We start from the raw sequence: 25,089 nt of genomic DNA, 5'->3' as shown, positions 1-25,089 counted from the left end.
CGAAAACATGCCGCAGCCCGGGGAGGCGCCGGGTACCACCGCGGAAGACCCCGTGCTGGACGCCCCGCGAAGGGGCGCGGGGAACTGCGCGCCCAGCCCCCACGGCGTGCGGCCGAAAACCTCCCGCAGCCCGGGGAGACGCCGGCCACCACCGCGGAAGACCCTGCGCTGGACGCCACGCGAAGGGGCGCGAGGAACTGCGCGCCCAGCCCCCACGGCCCGCGGCCGAAAACATCCCGCAGCCCCGGGAGGGACGGGGCACCGCCCCGGGATGCCCCCCGCTGAACGTCCCGCGAGGGGACGCGCCCAGCCCCCACGGCCCGCGGCCGAAAACATCCCGCAGCCCCGGGAGGGACGGGGCACCGCCCCGGGATGCCCCCCCTGAACGCCCCGCGAAGGGACGCGCCCAGCCCCCACGACCCGCGGCCGAATCACACGCCCCGGCCCGCCCCCGGGAGGAACGTCGCGCTCAACCCCCACCGCCCCGCACGGTACCTTCGTGCCGCGGCCGAGCCCAGCGCTCGCGGTCGCGCGAAGCCAGAGGGAGAGTGAACCGTGAGCAAGTTCGTGCAACCGGCACCCGAGGGCGCGGACCCGTTCGGCACGGCCCGCCTGCGCCGCGGCGTGCTGGACGCCTGGGCCACCAGCCCGGCCCGGTTCCGCGAGGACGCCAACGCCGAGGAGGACCTGGTCCTCGGCGGATACCGCGACCGCCTCCTCGTCGAACTCGCCCAGAACGCCGCCGACGCGGCCGCCCGGGCCGGCGTCCCAGGCCGCCTGCGGCTCACCCTCCGCGACGGGGTCCTGGTCGCGGCCAACACCGGCGCCCCCCTCGACGCGGCCGGCGTCGAGTCCCTGTCCACCCTCCGCGCCTCCGCCAAGCGCGACGCGCACGACACCGCCGTCGGCCGCTTCGGCGTCGGCTTCGCCGCGGTCGTCGCGGTCACCGACGAGCCCGCCGTGGTCGGCCGGCACGGCGGTATCCGCTGGTCCCTCGCCGAGGCCCGCGAACTGGCGGCCGACACCGCCCGCCACAGCCCGGGTCTGGGCGACGAGATCCGCCGCCGCGACGGCCATGTGCCACTGCTGCGGCTGCCGTTCGCGGCCGAGGGCACCGCCCCGGACCCGTACGACACGGCCGTCATCCTCCCGCTGCGGGACACCGCCGCCGAGGATCTCGCCGAGCGGCTGCTGCGCGGGCTCGACGACGCGCTGCTGCTCGCCCTGCCGGGCCTGGAGGAAGTGGTCGTCGAGATCGGAGAGGGCGGCACGGGCGGCGAGGTGCGCACCCTGCGCCGCAGGGCCGAGGAGCACGGCGTCACCCTGGAGGACTCCCGGGACGGTGCCACCCGCTGGCGCACGGTCTCCCACCACGGCCCCCTGGACCCGGCCCTGCTGGCCGACCGCCCGGTCGAGGAGCGGCTGCGCCCGCACTGGTCGGTGACCTGGGCCGTCCCGGTCGACACCGACGGCACCCCGGGCCGCCCCCGCACCGGCCCGGTCGTGCACGCGCCGACCCCCAGCGACGAGCCCCTCGGCGTCCCCGCCCTGCTCATCGCCTCCCTGCCGCTGGACACCAGCCGGCGGCACGCCGCCCCGGGTCCCCTCACCGACTTCCTGGTGGAGCGCGCGGCGGACGCGTACGCGGAGCTGCTCGCCGCCTGGAGCCCGGTGGACGCCGGGATCATCGACCTGGTGCCGGGCCCGCTCGGCAAGGGCGAGCTGGACGGCGTCCTGCGCCGCGCGATCCTCGACCGGCTGCCGCGCACCGCCTTCCTGCCGCCGGCCGCCCCGCCGCCGGAGAACGGCGGCCCGGACACCGCAGCCGACTGGCCCGAGAGCAGCGCCGCGGAACACCCGGCCGCCCTGCGGCCCCGTGACGCCGAGGTCGTCGAGGGCGCCGGCGCCGAGACCGTCCGGGTACTCGCCGAGGTGCTGCCCAGCCTGCTGCCCGCCGGCCTGGAGCGCCGGGCGGAGCTCCGGACGCTGGGCGTCGCCCGCGTACCGCTCGCCGAGGCCGTGGACCGGCTGGCCGGGCTGGAGAAGGACCCGGGCTGGTGGTGGCGGCTGTACGAGAGCCTGGCCGGGGTGGACCCGGACCGGCTGTCCGGGCTGCCGGTGCCGCTCGCCGACGGCCGGACGGCGGTGGGGCCCCGGCAGATCCTGCTGCCCGGCTCCGACGACATGCGGGCCGCCGCCCCCGACACCCTCGCCCGTCTCGGCCTCAAGGTCGCCCACCCGGACGCCGCCCACCCGCTGCTGGAGAAGCTGGGCGCCCTCCCGGCCACTCCCCGCGCGGTCCTCACCACCCCGCAGGTGCGCGCGGCCGTCGCCGCCTCGCTCGACGACGAAGGGGCCGGCTGGGACCAGGAGGCGCCGGACGCCGAGGAGGTGGCGGAGCTGGTCCTCGCCCTGGTCCGCGACGCCGCGCTCGAACCCGGCGACGAGCCCTGGCTCGGCGCCCTCGCCCTGCCGGACGAGGAGGGCGAACTCGCCCCCGCCGGTGAACTGGTGCTGCCCGGCAGCCCGTTCGCCCAGGTCATGCGCGAGGACGAACTCGCCTTCGTAGACACGGAGTTGGCCGACCGATGGGGTGAGCAGCCGCTCGCCGCCTGTGGTGTGCTGGCCAACTTCACCCTGGTGCGGGCCACCGACGTCGTCCTCGACCCGGACGAACTGGAGCCCCGCGACTCCGACTTCGCCGAACCCGACGACGCGGGACTGCTGGACGCCGTCGACGTGTGGTGCGAGGACGTCCTCGACCGGCTGCCCGACACCCCCGTACCGCCCGTCGCCACCGAGATCGTCGCGGTACGGGACCTGGACCTGGTGGACGACGAGCGGTGGCCGCAGGCGCTCGCGCTGCTGTCCCGGCCGCCGCTGCGCGACGCGCTGACCCAGCCGGTGCGTGTTCTGCTCCCGGACGGCACCCACGAGATCGTCCGGCCGTACTCCGCCTGGTGGCTGCGCGGCCACCCCGTCCTGGACGGGCGTCACCCGGCCGGATTGCTCGCCGCGGGCGGGGACCCGCTCCTGCGCGGGCTGTACGACGAGGCCGACGCGACCGGCTTCGACGACGAGCAGGTGCTGCGGGCGCTGGGGGTCCGCACTTCCGTCGCCGCCCTGCTGGACGAGCCCGGGGGCGCCGCCGAGCTCCTGGAACGGCTCGCCGACCCCGACCGCGAGGTCTCCGGCGCCCAACTGCACGCCCTGTACGGCGCGCTGGCCGATCTGGAGCCCGAGCGCGTGACCCTGCCGGACGAGCTGCGCGCCGTACTGGACGGACGGGTGACCGTCGTGGACGCCGCCGACGCCGTGGTCGTCGACTCGCCCGACCTGCTGCCCTTCACCACCGGCATGCCTCTGCTCCCCGTCCGCCCGTCCCGCGCCGCCGAGCTCGCCGAACTGTTCCAGGTACGGCGCCTCAGCGAGTCGGTGACCGGCGAGGTGACCTCGGAGGGCGCCGAACACGACGTACCCGAGTCCGTACGGATCCTGCTGGGACCCTCGGCCCCCTCCTCGTACGTCGAACACGAGGAACTCGTCGTCGACGGCACCGAACTGGACTGGCGCCGGACCCGGGACGGGGTGCTGCACGCGTCCACCCTGGAGGGCGTGGCGGCCGGACTCGCCTGGGCGGCCGGACAGTGGCCGCGCCGCTTCGAGGTCGCGGCCCTGCTGGAGGACCCGTCCCGCACGGAGGAACTGGCCCGGGACCGCTGGTTCGACTGAGGTGGGCGGCCGGTACGGACGGCGCGCGGCGACCGTCCGTACCGGCCCGGCGGGGCCGCTCCAGGTGGCCTTGGTCATGTACGCACAAAATCCTCACCCGCCGTACAACCATTCGCCCCCGTCACGGATCTGATCACCTGAGTCAAGAGACTCCACATCACTTGGGCTCCGAGTGACGACGAGCCGTGCGGACGACCGGCGTCGGGGCCCCTTTCCCATTTGGGGACTGCATGCGCATTCGAGTCACCGTGGCCGCCGCTACCGGCGCGCTGGCCCTCTCAGCCCTGGCCGTACCGGCGGCGCAGGCCGCCGAGGGGCCCGGCGCCACCTCGGTCGCCCGCTCCGTCGTGGCCGACGCGGTGAAGACTCCCGCCGACGAATCGCGCGGCGACACCGCGATCTCGAACGTCGTGGTGAACGGCGGCAAGGACATCGTTCTCGGCACCACCACGAAGAAGACCCTCACCGTCTCCTTCACCGTGAAGGACAACTCCGGTGTCGAGTGGGCACAGGCGATCCTGTGGCACGGCCCGGACTTCGACCACCTGGACGGCGGCGCCGTGGCCGACTCGTCCGACGGCCGCGCCACCTGCACCAAGGTCAACGCCACCACGTCGAACTGCAAGTCGGCCTTCACGGTCAAGGCGGACGTCGACCTCATCGACAGCCTGGCCGGCGGCTGGAAGGTCTGGGCGATCGCCCAGGGCACCGACGGAAACTACGTCCAGAAGGACAACGTCAAGGGCTTCCGGATCCAGCGGGCCTCCAAGCTGACGGTCAACGCGTCCCCGGAGCCGGTGAAGAAGGGCAAGACCATCACGGTCACCGGTGCCCTGACGCGCGCGAGCTGGAACTCGGGCAAGTACCTGGGTTACACCGGTCAGTCGGTGAAGCTGCAGTTCAAGAAGAAGGGCGCCAGCGCCTACACCACGGTCAAGACGGTCAAGTCGACCAGTGGCGGTGCGCTGAAGACGACGGTCAAGGCGTCGGTCGACGGCACCTTCCGTTACTCCTTCGCGGGCACGACGACCACCCCGGCGGTCAGCGCCACCGGTGACTACGTCGACGTGAAGTAGCACGCGGACCGGTACGACGCGGGCCGGTGCCGCCCAACCAGGGCGGCACCGGCCTTCGCGTCCGGTGCCTTCGTTCCTCGCGTCGTGCGGGATCCTGGCGTCGGGGTGCGTGCGGAGCCCAAGCCTCGTTCACGTGCGGGCAAAATCTGCGTCACCGCGTACAACCCGCCCCACCCGCCACGGATCTGAACACGTGAGTCAACAGACTCCTCCATCACTTCTCCCTCTGGGGAACGCACATGCGCATACGCGCCACCGTGGCCGCCGTCTCCGGCGCCCTGGCCCTTTCCGCCTTCGCCGTCCCGGCCGCTCACGCCGCCGCGGCGCCCAACGTCACCTTCTCCAACGTGAAGGTGAACAAGGCCAAGGCGATCGTCGTCGGCACCGCGAAGACCGGTGTCACGGTCACCTACACCCTCACGCACCCCGCCAATGTCAGCATCGCCCCCGACAAGCTCGGCACCGGCCCGATCCTCTACCGCGGCTCCTCGCTGACCGAGCAGACCGCGGCCTTCGGCAGTGACGAACCGGGCACCTGCAAGGCCGCTTCGACGACCGTGGCCAACTGCACGGCGACCATGTACTTCCGTCCCGCGGCCGACTACGACATCGCGGACGCCGACGCCGGATCCTGGAACGTGGGCGGTGTCGCGGTCACGTCCGGCGGCGTCCTCAAGTGGCAGGGCGGGCTCGGCACCACCAAGCTCCAGCGGGCCTCCAAGCTGACGGTCAACGCGTCCCCGGAGCCGGTGAAGAAGGGCAAGACCATCACGGTCACCGGTGCCCTGACGCGCGCGAGCTGGAACTCGGGCAAGTACCTGGGTTACACCGGTCAGTCGGTGAAGCTGCAGTTCAAGAAGAAGGGCGCCAGCGCCTACACCACGGTCAAGACGGTCAAGTCGACCAGTGGCGGTGCGCTGAAGACGACGGTCAAGGCGTCGGTCGACGGCACCTTCCGTTACTCCTTCGCGGGCACGACGACCACCCCGGCGGTCAGCGCCACCGGTGACTACCTCGACGTGAAGTAGCACGCGGACCGGTACGACGCGGGCCGGTGCCGCCCAGCCAGGGCGGCACCGGCCTTCGCGTCCGGCGTCAGCGCGGACGGCGGTCCCGGTCACGTGTACACAAAGATTTCACCGCCCGTACAACCATTCGCTTCCGTCATTCATCTGATCATCCGAGTCAAGAGACTCCACATCACTTGGGCCCCGAGTGACGACGAGCCGTGAGGAACGACCACCGTAGGGGCCCCTTTCTCCACTTGGGGATCGCATGCGCATTCGAGCCACTGTGGCTGCCGCTACCGGCGCCCTGGCCCTCTCCGCGTTCGTCGTGCCCGCCGCGCACGCCGCCGACTCCGCCTCTTCCTACCGTGCGGACGTCGCCAAGGTCCTGGAAGCGGCGCACTCCGCGTCCGGCAAGACCGCCTTCACCGCCACCACCGCCGACGACGACGCGCCGTACGCCCTCGACGTCACCTTCTCCAACATCAAGGTGAACAGCGGCAAGGCCATCCCGGTCGGCACCACCAACCACGTCGCCGTCCCGGTCACGTACACCCTGACCCACGGCACCGACGTCAAGATCACTGCTGCCGACTTCCAGACCGGCCCCTACCTCTACAAGGGCACCTTCGGCGACCCGGCCAACGAGCTCTTCGGTGACGACGCGGCGAAGTGCACCGTCACCTCGGCGACCACCGCGTCCTGCAAGGGCAACATCGACATCTACCCGGCCGAGGGCTACCTCCTCAACTCGGACGCGGGTGCCTGGAAGGCCGCGGGCCTGGCCATCGCGCTCAACGGCCAGAACCCGGGGAGCTCCAGCTTCGACATCACCAAGGTCGGTATCGCCGACCAGGGCGGCTTCACTTCTCCCAACGTGCAGCGTTACTCGAAGCTGACGGTCAACGCCTCCCCGGAGCCGGTGAAGAAGGGCAAGACCCTCACGGTCACGGGCAAGCTGTCCCGCGCCAACTGGGAGACGAACAAGTACGCGGGCTACACCGGCCAGTCCGTGCAGCTGCAGTTCCGCAAGAAGAACAGCACCACGTACACCACCGTCAAGACGGTCAAGACCGACGGCTACGGCAATCTGAAGACGACCGCCAAGGCCTCCGTCGACGGTTACTACCGCTACAGCTTCGCGGGCACCTCGACCACCCCGGCCGTCAAGGCCGCGGGCGACTACGTCGACGTGAAGTAACCGCCCCGCCGTACTCCGCACCACGTGGTCCCCGCGCCCCCGCCAGGGGTGCGGGGACCGCGTGGTTCACGCGGGGATGCGCCGGTCCACCCACCTCCACAGGACCTCCAGGACGGCCGCCGCCACCACCGAGATGCCCACCGCGATCCACGGCATCTCCACGCCCACCAGCTTCAGGGCGAAGAAGTGCTGGAGCCACGGCACCACCAGTACGACGACGAACGCCAGGCCCATCGAGGCCACCAGGGCGACCCGCCACCAGGTGTACGGGCGGGCGATGATCGCCAGCACCCACATGGAGATCAGGAACAGCGTCAGCGTCGCGGCGCTGGTCTCCGCGTTCAACTGATCGGGCCCGGCGTAGTGGTGACGGGCCACCAGATAGGTCACGAAGGTGGCGATCGCCGCGATGACACCGCCGGGGATCGAGTAGCGCATGACCCGCCGTACGAAGTGCGGTCTCGCCCGCTCGGTGTTGGGGGCGAGCGCGAGGAAGAACGCCGGGATGCCGATCGTCAGGGTGGACAGCAGGGTCAGATGCCGGGGCAGGAAGGGGTATTCGACCCGCCAGCACACCACCAGCACCGCCAGCAGCACCGAATAGACGGTCTTCACCAGGAACAGGGTCGCGACCCGGGTGATGTTGCCGATGACCCGGCGGCCCTCCGCCACCACCGAGGGCAGCGTCGAGAAACTGTTGTTGAGGAGCACGATCTGGGCGACCGCCCGGGTCGCCTCCGAACCCGACCCCATGGAGACGCCGATGTCGGCGTCCTTGAGGGCCAGGACGTCGTTCACACCGTCGCCCGTCATCGCCACCGTGTGCCCGCGCGACTGAAGCGCGCCCACCATGTCGCGCTTCTGCCGCGGGGTGACCCGCCCGAACACCGTGCCCTTGTCCAGTGACTTCGCCATCTCCTCCCGCTCGTCGGGAAGCCGGCGCGCGTCCACGACCGCGCCGCTCAGACCGAGTTTCCCGGCCACCGCGCCGACCGAGACCGCGTTGTCGCCCGAGAGGACCTTCGCCCGGACGTCCTGCTCGGCGAAGTAGCGCAGGATGTCCGCCGCGTCCGGGCGCAGCCGCTGCTCCAGTACGACCAGCGCGGTCGGCCGGGCGCCCTTCTTCACGTTGGGATCGTCGAGGTCCCCGGTGGCGCGGGCGAGGAGCAGGACCCGCAGCCCCTCCTCGTTCAGCCGATCGGTCTCGGCGAGCGCCGGATCGCCGGCGGTCAGCAGTACGTCGGGGGCGCCGAGCAGCCATGTACCGGACTCGCCATTGCCTTCATTGAAGGTCGCCCCGCTGTACTTGCGGGCCGACGAGAAGGGCAGCGACTCGACGCAGCGCCAGTCCTCGTTGTCCGGGTAGGCGTCGATGATCGCCTGGAGGGAGGGGTTCGGCCGCGGGTCGGACTCGCCGAGCGCCCCGAGGACCTTGCGTACGTACGACTCGTCGGCACCGCCCAGCGGCCGCAGCTCGGTGACGTCCATACCGCCCTCGGTGAGGGTGCCGGTCTTGTCGAGGCAGACGGTGTCGATGCGGGCGAGGCCCTCGATGGCCGGAAGCTCCTGCACGAGGCACTGTTTCCGGCCAAGCCGGATGACGCCGATCGCGAAGGCGACGGAGGTGAGGAGGACGAGACCCTCGGGGACCATCGGCACGATCCCGCCGACCGTCCGCGCGACGGAGTCCTTGAAGCCGTGCTGCTTGACCACGAGCTGGCTGATGACCAGACCGATCGCGGTCGGGACCATCATCCAGGTCACGTACTTGAGGATCGTGGAGATACCGCTGCGCAGCTCGGAGTGGACGAGCGTGAACCGCGACGCCTCCTCGGCGAGCTGGGCCGCGTACGCCTCCCGGCCCACCTTCGTCGCGGTGAACGCGCCACCGCCCGCGACCACGAAGCTGCCCGACATCACCTCGTCGCCCCGGCGTTTGACCACCGGGTCTGCCTCGCCCGTGAGCAGCGACTCGTCGATCTCCAGGCCGTCGGCCTCCACACAGGCGCCGTCGACGACGATCTTGTCGCCGGGGCCGATCTCGATCACGTCCCCGAGCACGATCCGCGAGGTGCTGACCTCGGCGGCGACCCCGTCCCTGCGTACCGTCGGCTTCGCCTCGCCGATCACCGCGAGCGAGTCCAGGGTCTTCTTGGCCCGCCACTCCTGGATGATGCCGATCCCGGTGTTGGCGATGATCACGTACCCGAACAGGCTGTCCTGGAACGGAGCCACGGACAGCATGATCAGCCAGAGCACACCGATGATCGCGTTGAACCGGGTGAAGACGTTCGCGCGGACGATCTCGCCCAGCGAGCGGCTGCTGCGCACCGGGACGTCGTTCACCTCGCCGCGCGCCACCCTTTCGGCGACTTCGGCGGCGGACAGCCCCTTGGCCCGACCGGAGGCGGGGAGGGGCACGGGGTGCACCGGATCCAGTTCCGCGCCCGCGTCGATGTGCGTCATGCATTCGACGGTACGTGCGGAAAGGGTGCTTCACCTGCCGAGTGCCCCGAAGATCCGACCAAGGGAGGACCGGGGGCGGCGGGTTGTGATGCCCTGGTTGGAGGCAGGAGGCAGGAGGCAGGAGGCAGCGGGTCGGTTGGGGGAGCCGAATTACTCCGCGGTGGCGGACGACGGCGCGGTGTCCGCCGCCGCGGCCCGTTTGATCGCGGCGGCGCGCCCGCGGACGTACCAGATGCCGATGAGTCCGAGACCCGCGCCGGCCAGACAGGTCCACACCCACCAGGTGTGCCCGTGGTCGTCGTACCAGCCGTAGAACGGCAGCTGCACCAGGAAGAGGACGAACCAGAGGATCGTGCCGCCCGTGATGGTGGCGACGACGGGCCCCTCCAGGGGCTCCGGCGCCTCGTGCTTGGGGGTCCACTTCGCCATGGGCACAGCTTACGAGGCCGCGGACCGGCCGGCGCTCGCACCCGTGTTCCCGGCGCACACCAACGGTCTACGCGCGGAGATAGCCATTTCTGTTTCATATGTTCATACTGAAACAGTCCGAGTCTGGCCAGTTGTATTCGTAGGAAACACCAACAGGGACCGGGGAAATCCTGTTGGCGATCGACTGCCGACCGGACTCGATCATGTTCCCCGTCCCCCCGCACGCTTGAGGACCCGCATGTCCACCTCGGCCGCCACCAAGGCCCCCGCCCCGCAGGAGCCGGAGTCCCGGTCCGCGCGGAGCGCCCTCGACCGCTACTTCAAGATCTCCGAGCGCGGCTCGAGCATCCCGCGCGAGATCCGCGGCGGTCTCGCCACCTTCTTCGCGATGGCCTACATCATCGTGCTGAACCCGATCATCCTGGGCAGCGCGAAGGACATGTACGGGCACCACCTGGACAACGGTCAGCTGGTCACCGCGACCGCCCTGACCGCGGCCTTCACGACGCTCCTCATGGGTGTCATCGGCAACGTGCCGATCGCGCTGGCGGCCGGCCTCGGTGTGAACACCGTCGTCGCGCTCCAGCTCGCCCCGCGGATGTCCTGGCCGGACGCCATGGGCATGGTCGTGCTGGCCGGCTTCATCGTGATGCTGCTGGTCGCCACCGGGCTGCGCGAGCGCGTCATGAACGCCGTGCCGCTGGGGCTGCGCAAGGGCATCTCGATCGGTATCGGCCTGTTCATCATGCTGATCGGCCTGGTCGACTCCGGCTTCGTCTCCCGCATCCCGGACGTCGCCCAGACCACCGTGCCGCTGCAGCTCGGCTCCGACGGTCACCTCAACGGCTGGCCGGTACTGGTCTTCGTCCTCGGCACGCTGCTCACCCTCGCGCTGATCGTGCGCAAGGTGCCGGGCGCGATCCTCATCTCGATCGTCACCATGACGGTGCTCGCGGTGATCGTCAACGCCGTCGCCAAGATCCCGTCCTGGGGCCTGACCACCCCGAAGTGGCCGGGCAACCCGGTCGCCCCCCCGGACTTCGGGCTCGTCGGCAAGGTGAGCCTCTTCGGCGGCTTCGGCAAGGTCGGCGTGCTGACCGGCATCCTCTTCGTCTTCACCGTGCTGCTGTCGTGCTTCTTCGACGCGATGGGCACGATCATGGGCGTCAGTGACGAGGCGAAGCTGACCGACGCGCAGGGCAACATGCCCGGCATCAACAAGGTCCTCTTCGTCGACGGCATCGCGGTCGCCGCGGGCGGCGCCAGCTCCTCCTCGGCCACCACCTGCTTCGTGGAGTCCACGGCGGGCGTCGGCGAGGGTGCGCGCACCGGTTTCGCGAACGTCGTCACCGGCGCGCTCTTCGCCGTGGCGCTCTTCCTGACCCCCGTCGCCACGATGGTCCCGTCCCAGGCCGCCACCCCCGCGCTGCTCGCGGTCGGCTTCCTGATCCTGTCCGGCTCCGTGCGCGAGATCGACTGGGCCGACCACACGATCGCGATCCCGGCCTTCGTGACGATGGTGATGATGCCGTTCACCTACTCGATCACGAACGGCATCGGCATGGGCTTCATCACCTTCGTGGTGCTGCGCCTGGCGGCCGGCCGCGCCCGGGAGATCCCGGTCGCGATGTATGTCGTATCCGCCGTGTTCGGTTTCTACTACCTGATGCCGGCCCTCGGCCTCACCTGACGGGTGGGGTCACGCGTCCCCGTCCTTCGGGGACGCCGGGGGCTTCCGGGACTCCAGAGGCTCCCGCGGCCTCCCGGGCTCACGTGACCCCGTAGAACTTCTCCGTCTCGTCGACGGCGGTCTGGAACCGCTCGTCGAAGTCATCGCGAATGAGCGTCCGGACGACATAGTCCTGGACGCTCATTCCGCGTTTGGCGGCATGGTCTCGGAGCCGGTCGAGCAGCTCCCCGTCTATCCGCAGGCTGAGCACACTGGTCCCCATGGAGTCGAGGGTCGCCGGACTTCGGCGCCGAGCGGGTCACTTTCCGCACGGGACTCACTCGTATGAGTGACGTAAGGATTCAGTGGTCCGTGTCACGGGCACCCCCGATGCTCTTTAGCGAGAGTAATGAGTTAAGCTAAATACATGCCTGACCTCACCCATGGCGACGACGCTGCCGCCGTGAACGCCTTGCGCTCCGCAGTGATGCGGCTGTCACGTCGACTCAAGCACCAGCGGGTCGACGAGTCGCTGAGCCCCACCGAGATGTCGGTGCTCGGCACCCTGGCCCGCTGTGGTTCCGCCACACCGGGTGAACTCGCCCGCAAGGAGCATGTGCAGCCGCCCTCGATGACCCGCATCGTCGCGCTGCTGGAAGCCAAGGGCCTGGTCAGGCTCGAGCCTCACTCCGAGGACCGGCGACAGAAGGTCGTCACGCAGACCGACAAGGCCGAGGCGATGCTCGAAGAGAGCCGCCGCAGGCGGAACGCGTGGCTGGCCGGCCTGGTCGAGGCCCTGGACGAGGACGAGTGGGCGAAGCTCCGCGAGGCCGCTCCCGTCCTGGAGAAGCTCGCGCAGATCTGATGCCCCGCCCGGCGTGCCGACCGACGTCCGGCCGGCACGCCCTCACCCCGGACACCGCCGTCCGTGCCCCCAAGGAGGCGAGCCCTTTTGAGTTCGGGACCCGGAGCAGACTCCGCCCCCGCACCAGCCACCCACGACTCCCCGCCAGCCCCTGACGGCGCCACCCGCCCGTCCCGCACCTCCGCTTCCCGGACCCCTTCGGCCCCGGTGGCCGCCGCGCCCTCGGCACCTCCGCCGCACTCGGCGCCCTCAGTACGCCCGTCGCCCTCGGCGGTGTCGTCGTCCTCGATGTTCAGCTCCCTGAGGATCCGGAACTACCGGCTGTTCTTCCTCGGACAGGTCGTCTCCAACACCGGCACCTGGATGCAGCGCATCGCCCAGGACTGGCTGGTGCTCAGCCTCACCGGCTCCTCCGCCGCGGTCGGTATCACCACCGCGCTGCAGTTCCTGCCGATGCTGCTCTTCGGGCTGTACGGCGGCGTCCTGGTCGACCGTCTCCCCAAGCGGCCCACCCTGCTGGCGACCCAGACGGCCATGGGCCTCACCGGGCTCGCGCTCGCCTTCCTGACCCTCTCCGGTCACGTGCAGGTCTGGCACGTCTACCTGGCGGCCTTCGCCGTCGGCCTCGCCACGGTCGTCGACAACCCGGCCCGTCAGTCCTTCGTCTCCGAGATGGTCGGTCCCGGCCAGCTGCAGAACGCGGTCAGCCTCAACTCCGCCAACTTCCAGTCGGCCCGCCTCGTCGGCCCCGCCGTCGCGGGCGTGCTGATCACCGGTGTGGGCACCGGCTGGGCGTTCCTGTTCAACGGGATGTCCTTCGTGGCCCCGATCGCGGGTCTGCTGCTGATGCGCGCCCGCGACCTGCACATGGTCGAGCGGGCGCCCCGCGGCAAGGGCCAGCTCCGCGAAGGTCTCCGCTATGTCGCCGGCCGCCCCGACCTGGTCTGGCCGATCGTGCTCGTCGGCTTCATCGGCACCTTCGGCTTCAACTTCCCGGTCTGGCTCTCCGCCTACGCGGACGACGTCTTCGACGCGGGCGCCGGCGCGTACAGCCTCTTCAACACGCTGATGGCGGTCGGCTCGGTGGCCGGCGCGCTGCTCGCCGCCCGCCGCGGCACGGCCCGGCTGCGCGTACTGATCGCGGCGGCGCTGGCCTTCGGCCTGCTGGAGGCGGTGGCGGCCGTGGTGCCGTCGCTGTGGCTGTTCTCGCTGCTCATGGTCCCGATCGGGGTCTTCGGGCTGACGGTCAACGTCACGGCGAACACCACGGTCCAGATGGCCACCGACCCCGTCATGCGCGGCCGCGTCATGGCGCTGTTCATGATGGTCTTCGTGGGCGGTACGCCGCTGGGGGCGCCACTGGTCGGCTGGGTCACCGACGCCTACGGTCCGCGCGTCGGCTTCGCTCTCGGCGGTCTGGTCTCGGCCGCCGCCGCGACGGCCGTCGGCCTGGTCCTGGCCCGCGTGGGCGGCCTGCGCCTGTGGGTCGGCTGGCACCGCGGCCGTCCGCGGGTGCGCTTCGTCCCCAGGGAACGGGCGGCGGCCGCGACCTGAGCGGCAACCATGCCCCCGACCCTGGGAGAGTGGCGTCATGAGACTCTTCGCGGCCGTGCTGCCACCCGAGGAAGCGGTACGTGAACTCGGCGCGGCGGTGGACGGGTTGCACCGGCTGCCGGGCGCGGACGACCTGAGGTGGACGGGCCGCCCGGGGTGGCACTTCACACTCGCCTTCTACGGCGAGGTCGAGGAGGAGCTCACCGGTCCCCTCGCGGACCGGCTGTCCCGGGCCGCCCGGCGTACGCCCCCCGTCCCGCTCGCCCTCCGGGGCGGCGGCCACTTCGGCGGCCGGGCCCTGTGGGCGGGGGTGTCGGGAGACGTCACCACCCTGCGTCTGCTCGCCGACCGCGCGGAGGCGGCGGCGCGCAGAGCGGGCGTCCCGATGGGGGAGCACCGCCGCTACCGCCCGCATCTGACGGTGGCCCGCAGCAGGCAGGCCGCGGATTTCACGGCGTACGTCACCGCCCTGGACGACTTCGCCGGGCGCCCCTGGACGGCGGGCGAGCTGTGTCTCGTACGCAGCAATCTGCCGAGGTCGGGGGTCCCGGGGGAGCAGCCGCGCTACGAGACGGTGGCGCGCTGGGCTCTGGCCGGGGCGGGCGGCTGAAGAGGGCCGGGGGCCGCCGGTTAACCTCAATGGCGTGAATCCCAAGACCCGAAACCAAATCATGGCCGGTGTGCTCGTGCTGATGTTCGTCGTGGTGGCGCTGGCGGCGGCGGTCAAGTAGCGGCGGTCGCCCGCGCTCGGCGCGCCCCGCGCCGCGGAGGCGCCGGGCGAGCCGGGGAGCCGCGGGAAGAGCCGCGAGCCTCCGGGAGCGTCGCGGACGGCCCGGCCCCGCCGGACGGCGCGGGAACCGCGGGCCCTGTCCGCGTGGGACCGGCCGCGTGGTTCCCGCACCCCTGACGACGCCCTGCGCGGGCGTGCTACCAGGCGAAGGCCTCCGGGGAGGGACCCGGGCCCGGGAAGATCTCGTCCAGCGCGGAGAGGAGCTCCTGCGACAGCTCCAGTTCGACGGCGCGCAGGGCGGAGTCGAGCTGCTGCGCGGTGCGCGGGCCGACGATGGGGCCGGTGACGCCGGGGCGGGTCAGCAGCCAGGCCAGTGCCGCCTCGCCGGGTTCGATCCCGTGCTTGTCGAGCAGGTCCTCGTACGACTGGATCTGCGCGCGGATGGCGGTGTTGGCCAGCGACTCGGCGGCCCGGCCGCCCGCCCTGCGGCCGCCCTCCGCCTCCTTCCGGATGACCCCGCCGAGCAGTCCGCCGTGCAGCGGGGACCAGGGGATGACCCCGAGCCCGTACTCCTGAGCGGCCGGGATGACCTCCATCTCGGCGCGTCGCTCGGCCAGGTTGTAGAGGCACTGCTCGCTGACGAGGCCGATGGTGCCGCCGCGGCGGGCGGCGATCTCGTTGGCCTGGGCGATCTTGTAGCCGGGGAAGTTGCTGGAGCCGACGTAGAGGATCTTGCCCTGCTGGACCAGGACGTCGATCGCCTGCCAGATCTCCTCGAAGGGGGTGCTGCGGTCGACGTGGTGGAACTGGTAGACGTCGATGTAGTCGGTCCGGAGCCGCTTGAGGCTGGCGTCGACCGCCCGCCGGATGTTGACCGCGGACAGCTTGTCGTGGTTGGGCCAGGCGTCGCCTTCGGCGGCCATGTTGCCGTACACCTTGGTGGCGAGCACGACCTTGTCGCGCCGCTCGCCGCCCTGGGCGAACCAGTTCCCGATGATCTCCTCGGTACGGCCCTTGTTCTCGCCCCAGCCGTACACGTTCGCCGTGTCGAAGTAGTTGATCCCTGAGGCCAGTGCCGCGTCCATGATCGCGTGACTGTCGGCCTCGTCGGTCTGCGGACCGAAGTTCATGGTGCCGAGGACGAGCCGGCTGACCTTGAGTCCCGTGCGTCCGAGCTGCGTGTACTTCATGACTCCCCACCCAACGGCGTGGAGTGCGCTCTAGGCAAGAGTGGGACGCACGCGGGGACAGCACCTGGGGCCGCGGCACCGGTCCTGTCCTCGAGGACGGTCATCGTGGCACTTCTCCCGGCCGCGACCCGGTCGAGCGCGGCTCATGCGGCCCAGCGCGGCCCAGCGGTTCGACGTGGGTACGGTGATCCGGGTGCGCCGGGATTCGGTCAGGCTCTCTCGGCCGCGTACGGTTCCCCGAGGTCCCACGCCTGGTACATGGCCTCCGCGAAGGCCTCCGTGATCCGGTGTTCGCCGCTCTCGTTCGGGTGGGTGCCGTCGTAGGTGTCGAGGTGGATGTCGTACCCGGGGGGCGGGGAGACGAGCAGCAGGGGGGAGCGGGGCTCGTCGAGGTCGGCGACCGCCTTCGCGAGGAAGTCGTTGAAGGAGGCCAGCGCGGCGGCGAAGGGCGCGTCGGACTGCGCGCGGACGTTCGGTATCACCGGCAGGACGGCCATCCGGATCCGCGGGTTCGCGGCGCGGGCCTCGGCGACGAAGGCGCGGACGTTCCCGGCCGTCTGCTCCGCGTTCGTGTAGAAGCCCAGGTCGATCAGGCCGAGGGAGACCAGGAGCACGTCGGCGCGGTGCGCGCGGACCGCGTCCCGGATCAGCGGGACCATGTGGATCCAGCCCTCGCCCCAGCCGGCGAGATGGGCCTGCGGGAAGTCCGGCTCCGCGTACTCGTACGAGTCGGGGGACTCGGTCGCCTTGTCGTACAGCGTCTCGCGCGGGCCGACGATCCGGAACGGGCCCCCGTACGTCGCGCGCAGGTGCTGCCACATCCGGTAACGCCACGTGTGTTCCCCCGCGCTCCCGATCGTCTGGGAGTCGCCGACGGGCATGAACCTGAGCATCCGCTCATCATGGACGATCGGTCCGGGGGGCATGACCGCCGGGGGTGTGAGGCTGGACACGCCCCGCGGACGCGGTGCGGGGCCGGCCGGTGGCGCAGATCGAACTGAAAGTCCGTTCGAGATGGCAGGCTTGGGCCATGCGCCGATCGCCCTCGTACCTTGCCGCAGCCGCCGCCCGGGTGGCCGCCGGAGCCGCTCTCGTCGTCGCGCTGTCGGCGCCCGCCGTCGCCGACGGCGGGGACGGCGGATTCACGATCAAGGACCCCCGGATCACCGAGTCCAGCGGACTCGCCGCCTCGCACCTGCATCCGGGTATCTACTGGACGCACAACGACAGCGACGACGGCCCGTACCTCTACGCCGTCGACAGCAGGACCGGCGAGACGGTCGCCACCGTCACGATGAGCGGGGTCGGCGCCCCTCGCGACGTCGAGGCCATCTCGCTGGGCCCGGACGGCGATCTCTACGTCGGTGACATCGGTGACAACCTCGGCGGCACCTGGAACCACGTCTGGATCTACAAGCTGCCCGAGCCGAAGGTCCTCAAGGACCAGACGATCCGGGCCACCCAGTACGTCGTGAAGTACGCGGACGGGCCCCGCAACGCGGAGGCGCTGATGGTGCATCCGAAGACCGGGCGGGTCTACATCGCCGACAAGAACGAGGACGGCGGCCACCTGTACGAGGGCCCCGCACAGCTCTCCCCCTCCGGCACGAACGTGTTCCGCAGGGTCGCCACCATCGACCTCTGGGTCACCGACGGCGCCTTCTCGCCGAACGGCGAACAGCTGGCGCTGCGCGGGTACTTCGGCGGGATCGTGTACACCTGGAACGACGGGAGGCCCAAGCGGCAGGGGCGGCTGAACGTTCCGCTGCAGGGACAGGGCGAGTCCGTCACGTACACGCCCGACGGGTCCGAGCTGATGTACGGGAGCGAGGGCAAGGACAGCCCGGTGCAGCCCGGTTCGGTTCCCGGGGGCGGCTCCGACTCCAAGTCCCCTTCGAAGAGCGGTGGTTCGTCGTCGTCGGCGGGCGGTGACGGGGGCGGTGGCCTGGGTTCCGGCGCCAAGGGGGCGCTGGCGGTGGGTGCCGTGCTGGTGGTGGTCCTCGGGGTGAGGCGGCTGCGGCGCAGGTCCTAGGGAGCGAGCCGGGAGCCGGGAGCCGTGCGGGCCTCAGGTCCGGGGGAGCGCCGGTGGTGACCCGCACGGCGTCGGGAGACGACATGGAGGAAGGGGCGCCCGGCGAGTGCCGGGCGCCCCTTCCGTGTACGACCGAGGTCAGAGCTTCTCGATGACGTGGTCGACGCACTTCGTCAGCGCCTCGACGTCCGCCGGGTCGATGGCCGGGAACATCGCGACGCGCAGCTGGTTGCGGCCGAGCTTGCGGTAGGGCTCGGTGTCGACGATGCCGTTGGCGCGCAGGACCTTGGCGACGGCGGCGGCGTCGATCTCGTCGTCGAAGTCGATCGTGCCGATGACCTGCGAGCGCTTGGCCGCGTCGGTGACGAACGGGGTGGCGTACTTGGAGTCCTCGGCCCAGGTGTACAGCCGGGTCGAGGAGTCCTTGGTGCGGGCCGTGGACCAGGCCAGGCCGCCCTGGCCGTTGATCCACTCCAGCTGCTCGTTGAGCAGGAAGAGGGTGGCGAGGGCCGGGGTGTTGTACGTCTGGTTCTTGCGGGAGTTGTCGATCGCCGTGGGGAGCGAGAAGAACTCCGGCACATGGCGGCCCGACGCGTGGACGCGCTCGGCGCGCTCGATGGCGGCGGGGGAGAAGACCCCGATCCACAGGCCGCCGTCGGAGGCGAAGGACTTCTGCGGGGCGAAGTAGTAGACGTCCGTCTCGGCGATGTCGACCGGCAGGCCGCCGGCGCCGGAGGTGGCGTCCACGAGGACGAGGGAGCCCTCGTCGGCGCCCGCGACCCGCCTGACGGGGGCGGCGACACCGGTGGAGGTCTCGTTGTGGGTGAAGGCGTACACGTCCACGCCGGCCTCGGCCGAGGGCTCGGGGTGGGTGCCCGGGTCGGACACGATCACGGTGGGTTCGGCGAGCCACGGGGCGAGCTTGGCGGCCTTGGCGAACTTGGAGCTGAACTCACCGAAGTTGAGGTGCTGCGACTTGTTCTCGATCAGGCCGTGGGTCGCCACGTCCCAGAACGCGGTGGAGCCGCCGTTGCCGAGGACGACCTCGTACCCGTCGGGCAGCGAGAACAGTTCGCGCACACCCTCCCGGACCCTCCCGACCAGGTTCTTGACCGGCGCCTGGCGGTGGGACGTACCGAGCAGAGAACTGCCGGTCGCCGCCAGCGCGTCCAGTGCCTCCGTCCGCACCTTGGAGGGGCCGGCGCCGAAGCGTCCGTCGGCGGGCTTGATGTCAGCGGGGATCTGGATGTCAGCCACGAGCCGGAGGGTATCTCTTCGGTGAAACCGGACGGAAGCGTGTCCGTTCGATGAGACGACCCGGCCGGCCCGTGGCTGCTGGGGGATCACGGCGCCGAGCCCGCCCCCGTGGAGAGCCACGAGGAGGGCCGCGGGAGAGCTACGGGGCCAGCCGGACCGGCAGTTCGAACAGGTCGTTCTGGGTCACCACGGGCTTGTTGCGCAACTCCGTGACGGGGACCGCCAGGTCGAGGGCGGGGAAGCGTTCGTACAGCGCCGGCAGCGCGACGCCCGCCTCCAGCCGGGACAGGGCCGCACCCGGGCAGACGTGCGGACCGTGGCCGAACGAGATGTGGCGGTTCTCCGTGGTGCGGGAGATGTCGAAGTCCCCGGCCGTCGGGCCGTGGGCGTTCTCGTCCCGCCCGATCGCGCCGTACGACACGATCAGCGCGTCACCCGCGGGGATGACCTTGTCGCCGACCGGCACGTCCTCCGTCGCGAAGCGGATCAGGACGTGCGAGGTGGGGGTGGAATGGCGCAGCGTCTCCTCCACCACCGCCGACCAGTCCGCCTCACCGGAAAGGACGAGCGCGCGCTGCTCCGGATGGGCGGACAGGTTGACCACCGCGTTGACGATGAGGGAGATCGTGGTCTCGTGTCCCGCCGCCACCATCAGCTGGAGGGTGGAGACGATCTCCTCGTCGGTGAGGTGGTCGCCGTTCTCGGAGGCGAGGATCAGGGCGCTGGTCAGGTCGTCGCCGGGTTCGGCGCGTTTGGCCGCGACGGTGTCGGCCATGATCCCGGCCAGCTCGGTGAGGGTGGCGAGGACCTCGGCCGGCGGGGTCTGCGTCGAGAAGAACTTCTCGAACAGTTCCTTGAGACGGGGCAGCCGGGACTCCTCGATGCCCATGAGGTCGGCGACGACGTACATGGGCAGCGGATAGGCGAAGTCGGCCTTCAGATCGACGACGCCGGCGTCCGCGGGGAGCTGGTCGAGCAGCCCCTGCGTCAGCTTGGTGATCCGCTCCCGCATCTGCTCCACCCGGCGGGGCGTCAGCGCCTGGGCCACCAGTGTGCGCATCCTGCGGTGGTCCGCGCCGTCGACCGTCAGCATGGAGCGGCCGGGGTTGGCGAGGCCGATCAGCGGCCAGTCGGGGGCTATCTCGCCGCGCTGCCAGGCGCCCCACACGTTGATGTCCTTCACCAGCCGGGGGTCCGTGAGCAGCGCGCGGGCCTCCGCGTGGCGGGTGACCGCCCAGACGGGTACGCCGCCGGGCAGTTCCACGGCGGCCAGCGGACCGGCTTCGCGCAGCCGGGCGCTCTCGCCGTCGAGGTCGGACACGAACGGGTCGAGGGCGATACGTGCGGTCATGCGGGGATGCCTCCAGGAGCCGGGGTGGGGTTGCCGCGTCGTCGCGGGGGCCGTGGCGACGGCGCATGCCGCCGAGGCCCCCGCGGACCCCGGCCGGACACGCGGGCCGGCCGGGCGCGGTGGAGTCTCACAGTGCGGGTACGGGGGTGAAGCGCACCGGGAGTTCGGTGAGGCCGCGCAGCCAGGGTGAGGGCCGGCGGGTGAGGGAGTCGGCGGGTACCGTCAGGTCGATGTCGGGCAGCCGGTCCAGTACGACCTCGATGCCCGTGCGCGCGATGACCTCGGCGACCTCCTGGGCCGGGAACGGGCAGCGGTGCTCGCCGTGGCCGAAGGAGAAGTGGGCGTTGTTGCCGCCGGTGAGGGCGGAGCCGTCGGTGCGGACCTGCGGGTCGGAGTTGGCGCCCTGGAGGCCGAGCAGCAGCAGGTCGCCGGCGCGGACGCGGTGGCCGCCGAGCTGGGTGTCGCGGGAGGCCCAGCGGCCGGCGACGTTCTGGGTGGGGGTGTCCTCCCAGAGGACCTCGTTCATGGCCTCCGCGACGCTGTTGCGGCCGCCGAAGAGGGAGGCGGCGAAGCGGTCGTCCGTGAGCATCAGACGCAGCGAGTTGCCGATCCAGTCCGCGGTGGGCTGGTGGCCCGCGGCCATCATGACCATCAGGTCCTGGATGATCTCCTCGTCGGTGAAGCCGGAGGTGTCGGCGAGCATCCGGGAGACGACGTCGCTCGCGGGGTCGGCCTTGCGGTCGGCCAGCAGCCGCGCCATGGAACCGGCGAGGTGCTGCTGTCCCGCGAGTGCCCCCTCCCGCCCGTTGATCATGTCGTTGAGGGCGGTGACCAGGCCGGGGCCCTGTTCCTCGGAGAAGCCGTAGAGCGTCGCGAGGACCCGTACGGGCAGCAGTGCCGCGTAGTCCCCGACGAGGTCGATCTCGCCCTTGGCGCAGGCCGCGTCGATGAGTCCGTCGGCGAACCGCTCGGCGTGGGTGCGCAGTTCGAAGGGGTCGACGGCCTCCAGCGCCTCGCTGATCATCGCGGCGCGCTCACGGTGGCGTTCGCCGACCGTGTAGAGGATGGAGGGCTGCTTGCGGCCGATCATCGGCAGCAGCGGCCAGTCGTCGGGGATGCGGTCCCACTGGTTCCACAGGTCGGAGTCCCGGCTGAACAGCACGGGGTCGCCGGTGACCTGGTGGAGTTCGCGGTAGCCGAGCACCAGCCACGCCGGTATGTCGCCGTCCAGCACGACGGACGCCACCGAACCGTGGTCGCGCCGCATCTCCCGGTACAGCTCGGCCGGTTCGGTCTGGAACCGGGGCCCGCTGAGGGGCACGGGGGCGGAGGTCACAGGGCCAACTCCGGGGACTTGGAGACTTCTTCGGTGGCCGGGGTGGCCGGGGCGGTGGTCTGGGCCGCGGCGGCGTACACGGTCTTCAGGTGTTCGACCAGGGTGATCAGCACCCGCTTGCTGGACTCCCGCGAGCGGGCGTCGCAGTCGATGAGCGGGACGTGCGGGTCGAGGTCGAGGGCCTCGCGGATCTCGGCGGGGGTGTGTCCCGGGCCGCCGAAGTCGTTGCAGGCGACGATGAACGGCGTGCCGTGGTGCTCCAGGCGGTCGATCGCGTACCAGGAGTCGTCGATGCGGCGGGTGTCGACGAGGACGACCGCGCCGAGGGTGCCGGAGAAGAGGCGGTCCCACAGGAACCAGAAGCGTTCCTGGCCGGGCGCGCCGAACAGGTACAGCACGTTGCGGGCGTCGAGAGTGATGCGGCCGAAGTCGAAGGCGACGGTGGTCGCGGACTTGCCGCGGACCTCGCTGATGTCGTCGATCGCCTCACCGGCCCGGGTCATCGTCTCCTCGGTGTTGAGGGGACGGATCTCGCTCACGGAGCGGACCAGGGTCGTCTTGCCGACGCCGAAACCGCCGACGACCACGATCTTCAGACCGTTGTCGGCGGTGGCGCCCAGCGGGGTCCTCGCGTCAGAGGTTGCGTAGTCCAACGAGCACCTGCTCCAGGATGTCGGGATCGGGTAGTGCTGCCTTCTGCGGGTGGCGGGCGCTGACCCGGCCCGCGGCGAGCAGATCGGAGAGCAGGACCCGGGTGATGGACACCGGCAGCTTCAGCACGGCGGCGATCTCCACGACCGCCGTCGGCCGCTCGCACAGCCGCAGGATCGCGGCGTGCTCCGACTGCATGCCCAGGACCGGGTCGCACTCGGCGACCACGAGCGTCACGAGGTCGAACGGGGTGTCCGGCCCGGAACGGCTGCGTCCCCCGGTGAGGGTGTACAGCCGGTCGGGCGCGTCGTCCCTGCCCGGACGGCTCATGACGTCCGGGGCTGCGCGCTCAGGTGTTCGCCGAGTTGCTCCACCAGCTCGCTCATGTTGTGCCCGACCAGGCCGGCGTCCGCGTCCTCGGCGGTGACCACGGCGAGGTGGGCGCCGTCACCGGCCTCCACGATGAACAGGACCCCGCCGTAGAACTCGGTCATCGCCGACCGCACGCCGCCGCTGCCGTCGCCGAACTCCACGGACGCGCCGTGGGACAGCGACTGGATGCCCGCGGCGATCGCGGCGAGCTGGTCGGCCCGGTCGACGGTGAGCTCCGGGGTGCGGCACAGCTTCAGGCCGTCGCGGGAGAGCACGAGGGCGTGCCGGGCGCCAGGGGTGCGCTCGAGGAGGCCCTCGATGAGCCAGGAGAGCTTCTCGTCGGCGGTGGTGGTGCCGGTCATGAAGTGGTGTCGCCTTCCGGGTGCGGGGGGTGGGTGTCCCGTACGGCTGCTTCGTCGCGTACGGCGTTCTCGGGGGTGTACGCCGGGGCGCGTACGGAGTCTTCGGGCACGGTCCCCTGCACCGCGGCCTGGTCCGGTGCCGTGCCGCGGACGGCCTGGCGGAAACTGCTGAACCGGGCGGCGGTGACCTTGGAGTCGGTGACGCGGGGTTCGGGTTCGGGGGCCTGGTCCGCGAGGCGGGCGCGGCTGCGCTCGGCGTGCGCGAGGGTGCGGCCGCGGCGGCGCTTGGGCAGGCTGCCGGCGGCGGGATCGGCGTCCTCGTGCCGGGGGGAGTCGTGGGTGGGGACCGGGTCCGGGTCGAGGTCCTCGGTGGACCGGGCGGCGGCGTACGACACCGGGCGCGCCGGTTCGGCCGCGGAGTGGTCCCCGGCCGCGGCGGTGCGGTCCTCGGCGGGTACGGGGGCGGGGGGTCCGGCGGGGGCCGGTGTCTCGGCGGGCGCGGCCTGGGGAGCCGTCGGCGCGGACGGCAGGGACAGCAGGTCCTGGGGGATGAGCACCAGGACGCCGGTGCCGCCGCGGGCGGAAGGCCGGAAGGAGACCTTCAGGCCGTGCTTGCGGGCGAGCCGGCCGACCACCGCGAGGCCGAGCCGGGTGCCGGTGAGGCCGCCCAGTTCGGCGCCGTCACCGGAGACGGCGCGCTCGGCGCGGCGCAGCTGGACGTCGCCCATGACGAGGCCGCTGTCCTCGACGGAGACGATGACACCGGCCGGGACCTCCTCGACGTACACATGGACCTCGGCGGTCGGCGGCGAGAAGTTGGCAGCGTTGTCGAGGAGTTCGGCGAGCGCGTGCATCACGCCCTCGGCGGCGTGTCCGGCGACGGCGGCGTCGCTGGAGGAGTGCAGGCGCACCCGCTGGTAGCCGCCGATGCGCCCCATGGCGCCGCGCAGGATCGACTCCATGACGATGGGCCGTGCCCAGCGGCGGCCGGAGCGGGCGCCCGCGAGGACGGCGACGGAGTCGGCGAGACGGCCGGCCTGCGCGGTGCGGTGGTCGAGGTGCAGGAGGTCGGCGAGGACCTCCTCGTCGGAGTGCTTCTCCTCCATGGCGCGCAGGTCGGCGAGCATGGCCGTGGAGAGGGCCTGCATGCGGCCGGCCGCGTTGGCGGTCGCCGAGATCGCGGCGGCGCGGTCGCTCGTGGCCTGCCGGACCTGCTGGGCCAGGTGCGTCTTCTGCGCGGCGAGTTCGGCGGACCTCCGCTGCTCCTCGGCGATGTCGGCGCCGAGCCGCTGCCGTTCGGCCTCGAAGTCGGCGGTGAGGCGCGCGCGTTCGCGGGCCTCGGCGTCGGCGGTCCGGGTCCGGTCACGGGCGGACTCCTCCGCGAACCGGGTCCGTTCCTGGTGGAACTCCTCGGCCTGGCGGGCCCGTTCCTGCAGGAGCCGCCCGACGTCCTGGCTCACGGTGTCGAGGCGGCGGCGTGCCAGTTGCGCGGTCCGTACGGCGCGGGTGGCGATCGCGACGGCCGCGCAGAGCAGCACGGCGGCCGTCCCGGTGACCCAGGCGACAGGCACCCGGGCGGAGTTCGGCGCGGTCGCCACCGCGCCGACCACCGCGAGCGCCGCGAGGGCGGCGGTGAGCAGGGGTGCGGGCGCTGTGGCGCGAAGGGTGGGTCGTTCGCCGGAGGGGCTGGGCGCGGTCATGAGTCCTGTCCTCGGTCCGTGTCCTCGGTCGTTTCCTGGGCGAGAGGCGACACCTGATACTCAATTCGCCGTCACTATATGAGAGTTCGTGATCGCATTGGGAAGGTTC

21 protein-coding genes are annotated in these 25,089 nt (G+C 71.6%); 9 read left to right on the top strand and 12 right to left on the bottom strand.

All coding sequences use genetic code 11. The annotated features are described in order from the left end of the window. The first annotated feature begins 555 nt into the window (after positions 1 to 555). From ACFVTC_RS28550 to ACFVTC_RS28535, 4 genes are all read left to right on the top strand, one after another. The gene (locus ACFVTC_RS28550) at positions 556 to 3,732 is read left to right on the top strand and encodes a sacsin N-terminal ATP-binding-like domain-containing protein (RefSeq protein WP_390131379.1); all 3,177 of its coding nucleotides are present in this window, start codon (positions 556 to 558) and stop codon (positions 3,730 to 3,732) included. A gap of 230 nt (positions 3,733 to 3,962) precedes the next feature. Beyond that, on the top strand, positions 3,963 to 4,808 hold the full coding sequence (locus ACFVTC_RS28545) for a DUF5707 domain-containing protein (RefSeq protein ID WP_390131378.1): 846 nt from the start codon (positions 3,963 to 3,965) through the stop codon (positions 4,806 to 4,808). Positions 4,809 to 5,047: 239 nt separating this feature from the next. Further along, entirely contained in the window at positions 5,048 to 5,836 is a 789-nt protein-coding gene (locus ACFVTC_RS28540; protein WP_390131377.1) for a hypothetical protein, read from the top strand. A gap of 247 nt (positions 5,837 to 6,083) precedes the next feature. Then, positions 6,084 to 7,016 carry a hypothetical protein gene (locus ACFVTC_RS28535; RefSeq protein WP_390131376.1) on the top strand — a complete coding sequence of 311 codons (933 nt, stop codon included), beginning with the start codon at positions 6,084 to 6,086 and terminating at the stop codon, positions 7,014 to 7,016. Positions 7,017 to 7,082: 66 nt separating this feature from the next. On the opposite strand, the gene ACFVTC_RS28530 is transcribed toward ACFVTC_RS28535, so the two are convergent. Next, entirely contained in the window at positions 7,083 to 9,482 is a 2,400-nt protein-coding gene (locus ACFVTC_RS28530) for a cation-translocating P-type ATPase (protein WP_390131375.1), read from the bottom strand. A gap of 150 nt (positions 9,483 to 9,632) precedes the next feature. Beyond that, positions 9,633 to 9,911, bottom strand: coding sequence for a DUF2530 domain-containing protein (locus ACFVTC_RS28525; RefSeq protein WP_390131374.1), 279 nt, complete (start codon positions 9,909 to 9,911; stop codon positions 9,633 to 9,635). 238 nt (positions 9,912 to 10,149) lie between these two features. On the opposite strand from ACFVTC_RS28525, the gene ACFVTC_RS28520 reads away from it, so the two are divergent. Further along, entirely contained in the window at positions 10,150 to 11,601 is a 1,452-nt protein-coding gene (locus ACFVTC_RS28520; RefSeq protein WP_390131373.1) for an NCS2 family permease, read from the top strand. Between the two features lie 79 nt (positions 11,602 to 11,680). On the opposite strand, the gene ACFVTC_RS28515 is transcribed toward ACFVTC_RS28520, so the two are convergent. Then, on the bottom strand, positions 11,681 to 11,863 hold the full coding sequence (locus ACFVTC_RS28515) for a ribbon-helix-helix protein, CopG family (protein ID WP_148008990.1): 183 nt from the start codon (positions 11,861 to 11,863) through the stop codon (positions 11,681 to 11,683). Positions 11,864 to 12,007: 144 nt separating this feature from the next. Here ACFVTC_RS28515 and ACFVTC_RS28510 point away from each other — a divergent pair, with 144 nt between their 5' ends. The 3 genes from ACFVTC_RS28510 to thpR all read left to right on the top strand — a co-directional run bounded on the left by ACFVTC_RS28510 (position 12,008) and on the right by thpR (position 14,609). Then, entirely contained in the window at positions 12,008 to 12,445 is a 438-nt protein-coding gene (locus ACFVTC_RS28510) for a MarR family winged helix-turn-helix transcriptional regulator (protein WP_168528694.1), read from the top strand. 288 nt (positions 12,446 to 12,733) lie between these two features. Next, on the top strand, positions 12,734 to 13,999 hold the full coding sequence (locus ACFVTC_RS28505; RefSeq protein WP_390131372.1) for an MFS transporter: 1,266 nt from the start codon (positions 12,734 to 12,736) through the stop codon (positions 13,997 to 13,999). A 37-nt stretch (positions 14,000 to 14,036) separates the two neighbouring features. After that, a complete protein-coding gene (gene thpR, locus ACFVTC_RS28500) occupies positions 14,037 to 14,609 on the top strand; it encodes an RNA 2',3'-cyclic phosphodiesterase (RefSeq protein ID WP_390131371.1) in 573 nt (190 codons plus the stop codon). A gap of 317 nt (positions 14,610 to 14,926) precedes the next feature. Here the strand turns inward: thpR and ACFVTC_RS28495 are convergent, their stop codons facing one another. Beyond that, the gene (locus ACFVTC_RS28495) at positions 14,927 to 15,919 is read right to left on the bottom strand and encodes an aldo/keto reductase (protein WP_390131370.1); all 993 of its coding nucleotides are present in this window, start codon (positions 15,917 to 15,919) and stop codon (positions 14,927 to 14,929) included. A 209-nt stretch (positions 15,920 to 16,128) separates the two neighbouring features. Next, complete coding sequence (locus tag ACFVTC_RS28490; RefSeq protein ID WP_390131369.1) at positions 16,129 to 16,812, bottom strand: SGNH/GDSL hydrolase family protein; 684 nt, start codon at positions 16,810 to 16,812, stop codon at positions 16,129 to 16,131. 137 nt (positions 16,813 to 16,949) lie between these two features. On the opposite strand from ACFVTC_RS28490, the gene ACFVTC_RS28485 reads away from it, so the two are divergent. Further along, positions 16,950 to 17,951 (top strand): WD40 repeat domain-containing protein, encoded by a 1,002-nt coding sequence (locus ACFVTC_RS28485; protein WP_390131368.1) that lies wholly within the window; start codon positions 16,950 to 16,952, stop codon positions 17,949 to 17,951. Positions 17,952 to 18,089: 138 nt separating this feature from the next. On the opposite strand, the gene serC is transcribed toward ACFVTC_RS28485, so the two are convergent. From serC to ACFVTC_RS28450, 7 genes are all read right to left on the bottom strand, one after another. Then, the gene (gene serC, locus ACFVTC_RS28480) at positions 18,090 to 19,208 is read right to left on the bottom strand and encodes a phosphoserine transaminase (protein ID WP_168528689.1); all 1,119 of its coding nucleotides are present in this window, start codon (positions 19,206 to 19,208) and stop codon (positions 18,090 to 18,092) included. 139 nt (positions 19,209 to 19,347) lie between these two features. Continuing rightward, entirely contained in the window at positions 19,348 to 20,559 is a 1,212-nt protein-coding gene (locus ACFVTC_RS28475) for a cytochrome P450 (protein ID WP_390131367.1), read from the bottom strand. A 127-nt stretch (positions 20,560 to 20,686) separates the two neighbouring features. After that, the gene (locus ACFVTC_RS28470; protein WP_390131366.1) at positions 20,687 to 21,895 is read right to left on the bottom strand and encodes a cytochrome P450; all 1,209 of its coding nucleotides are present in this window, start codon (positions 21,893 to 21,895) and stop codon (positions 20,687 to 20,689) included. After that, the gene (locus ACFVTC_RS28465) at positions 21,892 to 22,548 is read right to left on the bottom strand and encodes an ATP/GTP-binding protein (protein WP_390131365.1); all 657 of its coding nucleotides are present in this window, start codon (positions 22,546 to 22,548) and stop codon (positions 21,892 to 21,894) included. The genes ACFVTC_RS28470 and ACFVTC_RS28465 overlap by 4 nt, the downstream gene beginning before the upstream one ends. After that, positions 22,529 to 22,876 carry a DUF742 domain-containing protein gene (locus tag ACFVTC_RS28460; RefSeq protein WP_148008980.1) on the bottom strand — a complete coding sequence of 116 codons (348 nt, stop codon included), beginning with the start codon at positions 22,874 to 22,876 and terminating at the stop codon, positions 22,529 to 22,531. The genes ACFVTC_RS28465 and ACFVTC_RS28460 overlap by 20 nt, the downstream gene beginning before the upstream one ends. Further along, positions 22,873 to 23,280: a roadblock/LC7 domain-containing protein gene (locus ACFVTC_RS28455; RefSeq protein WP_148008979.1), complete on the bottom strand. Its 408-nt coding sequence runs from the start codon at positions 23,278 to 23,280 to the stop codon at positions 22,873 to 22,875. Before ACFVTC_RS28455 ends, ACFVTC_RS28460 begins: the two co-directional genes overlap by 4 nt. Next, on the bottom strand, positions 23,277 to 24,980 hold the full coding sequence (locus ACFVTC_RS28450; protein WP_390131364.1) for an ATP-binding protein: 1,704 nt from the start codon (positions 24,978 to 24,980) through the stop codon (positions 23,277 to 23,279). Before ACFVTC_RS28450 ends, ACFVTC_RS28455 begins: the two co-directional genes overlap by 4 nt. Positions 24,981 to 25,089: the final 109 nt, after the last annotated feature.

It is taken from the genome of Streptomyces sp. NPDC057950, assembly GCF_042887295.1.
GTDB lineage: Bacteria > Actinomycetota > Actinomycetes > Streptomycetales > Streptomycetaceae > Streptomyces > Streptomyces kaempferi.
Note: the sequence above shows the minus strand (reverse complement) of the source record. Positions and strands in the feature narration are given on the sequence as shown.

Excerpts from the sequence above, each read along its gene's own strand:
- ACFVTC_RS28455 (WP_148008979.1), bottom strand. The coding sequence starts at position 23,280 with ATGACCGGCACCACCACCGCCGACGAGAAGCTCTCCTGGCTCATCGAG.
- ACFVTC_RS28475 (WP_390131367.1), bottom strand. The coding sequence starts at position 20,559 with ATGACCGCACGTATCGCCCTCGACCCGTTCGTGTCCGACCTCGACGGC.
- ACFVTC_RS28495 (WP_390131370.1), bottom strand. The coding sequence starts at position 15,919 with ATGAAGTACACGCAGCTCGGACGCACGGGACTCAAGGTCAGCCGGCTC.
- ACFVTC_RS28525 (WP_390131374.1), bottom strand. The coding sequence starts at position 9,911 with ATGGCGAAGTGGACCCCCAAGCACGAGGCGCCGGAGCCCCTGGAGGGG.
- ACFVTC_RS28520 (WP_390131373.1), top strand. The coding sequence starts at position 10,150 with ATGTCCACCTCGGCCGCCACCAAGGCCCCCGCCCCGCAGGAGCCGGAG.
- ACFVTC_RS28485 (WP_390131368.1), top strand. The coding sequence starts at position 16,950 with ATGCGCCGATCGCCCTCGTACCTTGCCGCAGCCGCCGCCCGGGTGGCC.
- ACFVTC_RS28510 (WP_168528694.1), top strand. The coding sequence starts at position 12,008 with ATGCCTGACCTCACCCATGGCGACGACGCTGCCGCCGTGAACGCCTTG.
- ACFVTC_RS28490 (WP_390131369.1), bottom strand. The coding sequence starts at position 16,812 with ATGCTCAGGTTCATGCCCGTCGGCGACTCCCAGACGATCGGGAGCGCG.
- ACFVTC_RS28505 (WP_390131372.1), top strand. The coding sequence starts at position 12,734 with ATGTTCAGCTCCCTGAGGATCCGGAACTACCGGCTGTTCTTCCTCGGA.
- ACFVTC_RS28535 (WP_390131376.1), top strand. The coding sequence starts at position 6,084 with ATGCGCATTCGAGCCACTGTGGCTGCCGCTACCGGCGCCCTGGCCCTC.
- ACFVTC_RS28530 (WP_390131375.1), bottom strand. The coding sequence starts at position 9,482 with ATGACGCACATCGACGCGGGCGCGGAACTGGATCCGGTGCACCCCGTG.
- ACFVTC_RS28460 (WP_148008980.1), bottom strand. The coding sequence starts at position 22,876 with ATGAGCCGTCCGGGCAGGGACGACGCGCCCGACCGGCTGTACACCCTC.
- ACFVTC_RS28450 (WP_390131364.1), bottom strand. The coding sequence starts at position 24,980 with ATGACCGCGCCCAGCCCCTCCGGCGAACGACCCACCCTTCGCGCCACA.
- ACFVTC_RS28540 (WP_390131377.1), top strand. The coding sequence starts at position 5,048 with ATGCGCATACGCGCCACCGTGGCCGCCGTCTCCGGCGCCCTGGCCCTT.
- thpR (WP_390131371.1), top strand. The coding sequence starts at position 14,037 with ATGAGACTCTTCGCGGCCGTGCTGCCACCCGAGGAAGCGGTACGTGAA.
- ACFVTC_RS28515 (WP_148008990.1), bottom strand. The coding sequence starts at position 11,863 with ATGGGGACCAGTGTGCTCAGCCTGCGGATAGACGGGGAGCTGCTCGAC.
- ACFVTC_RS28545 (WP_390131378.1), top strand. The coding sequence starts at position 3,963 with ATGCGCATTCGAGTCACCGTGGCCGCCGCTACCGGCGCGCTGGCCCTC.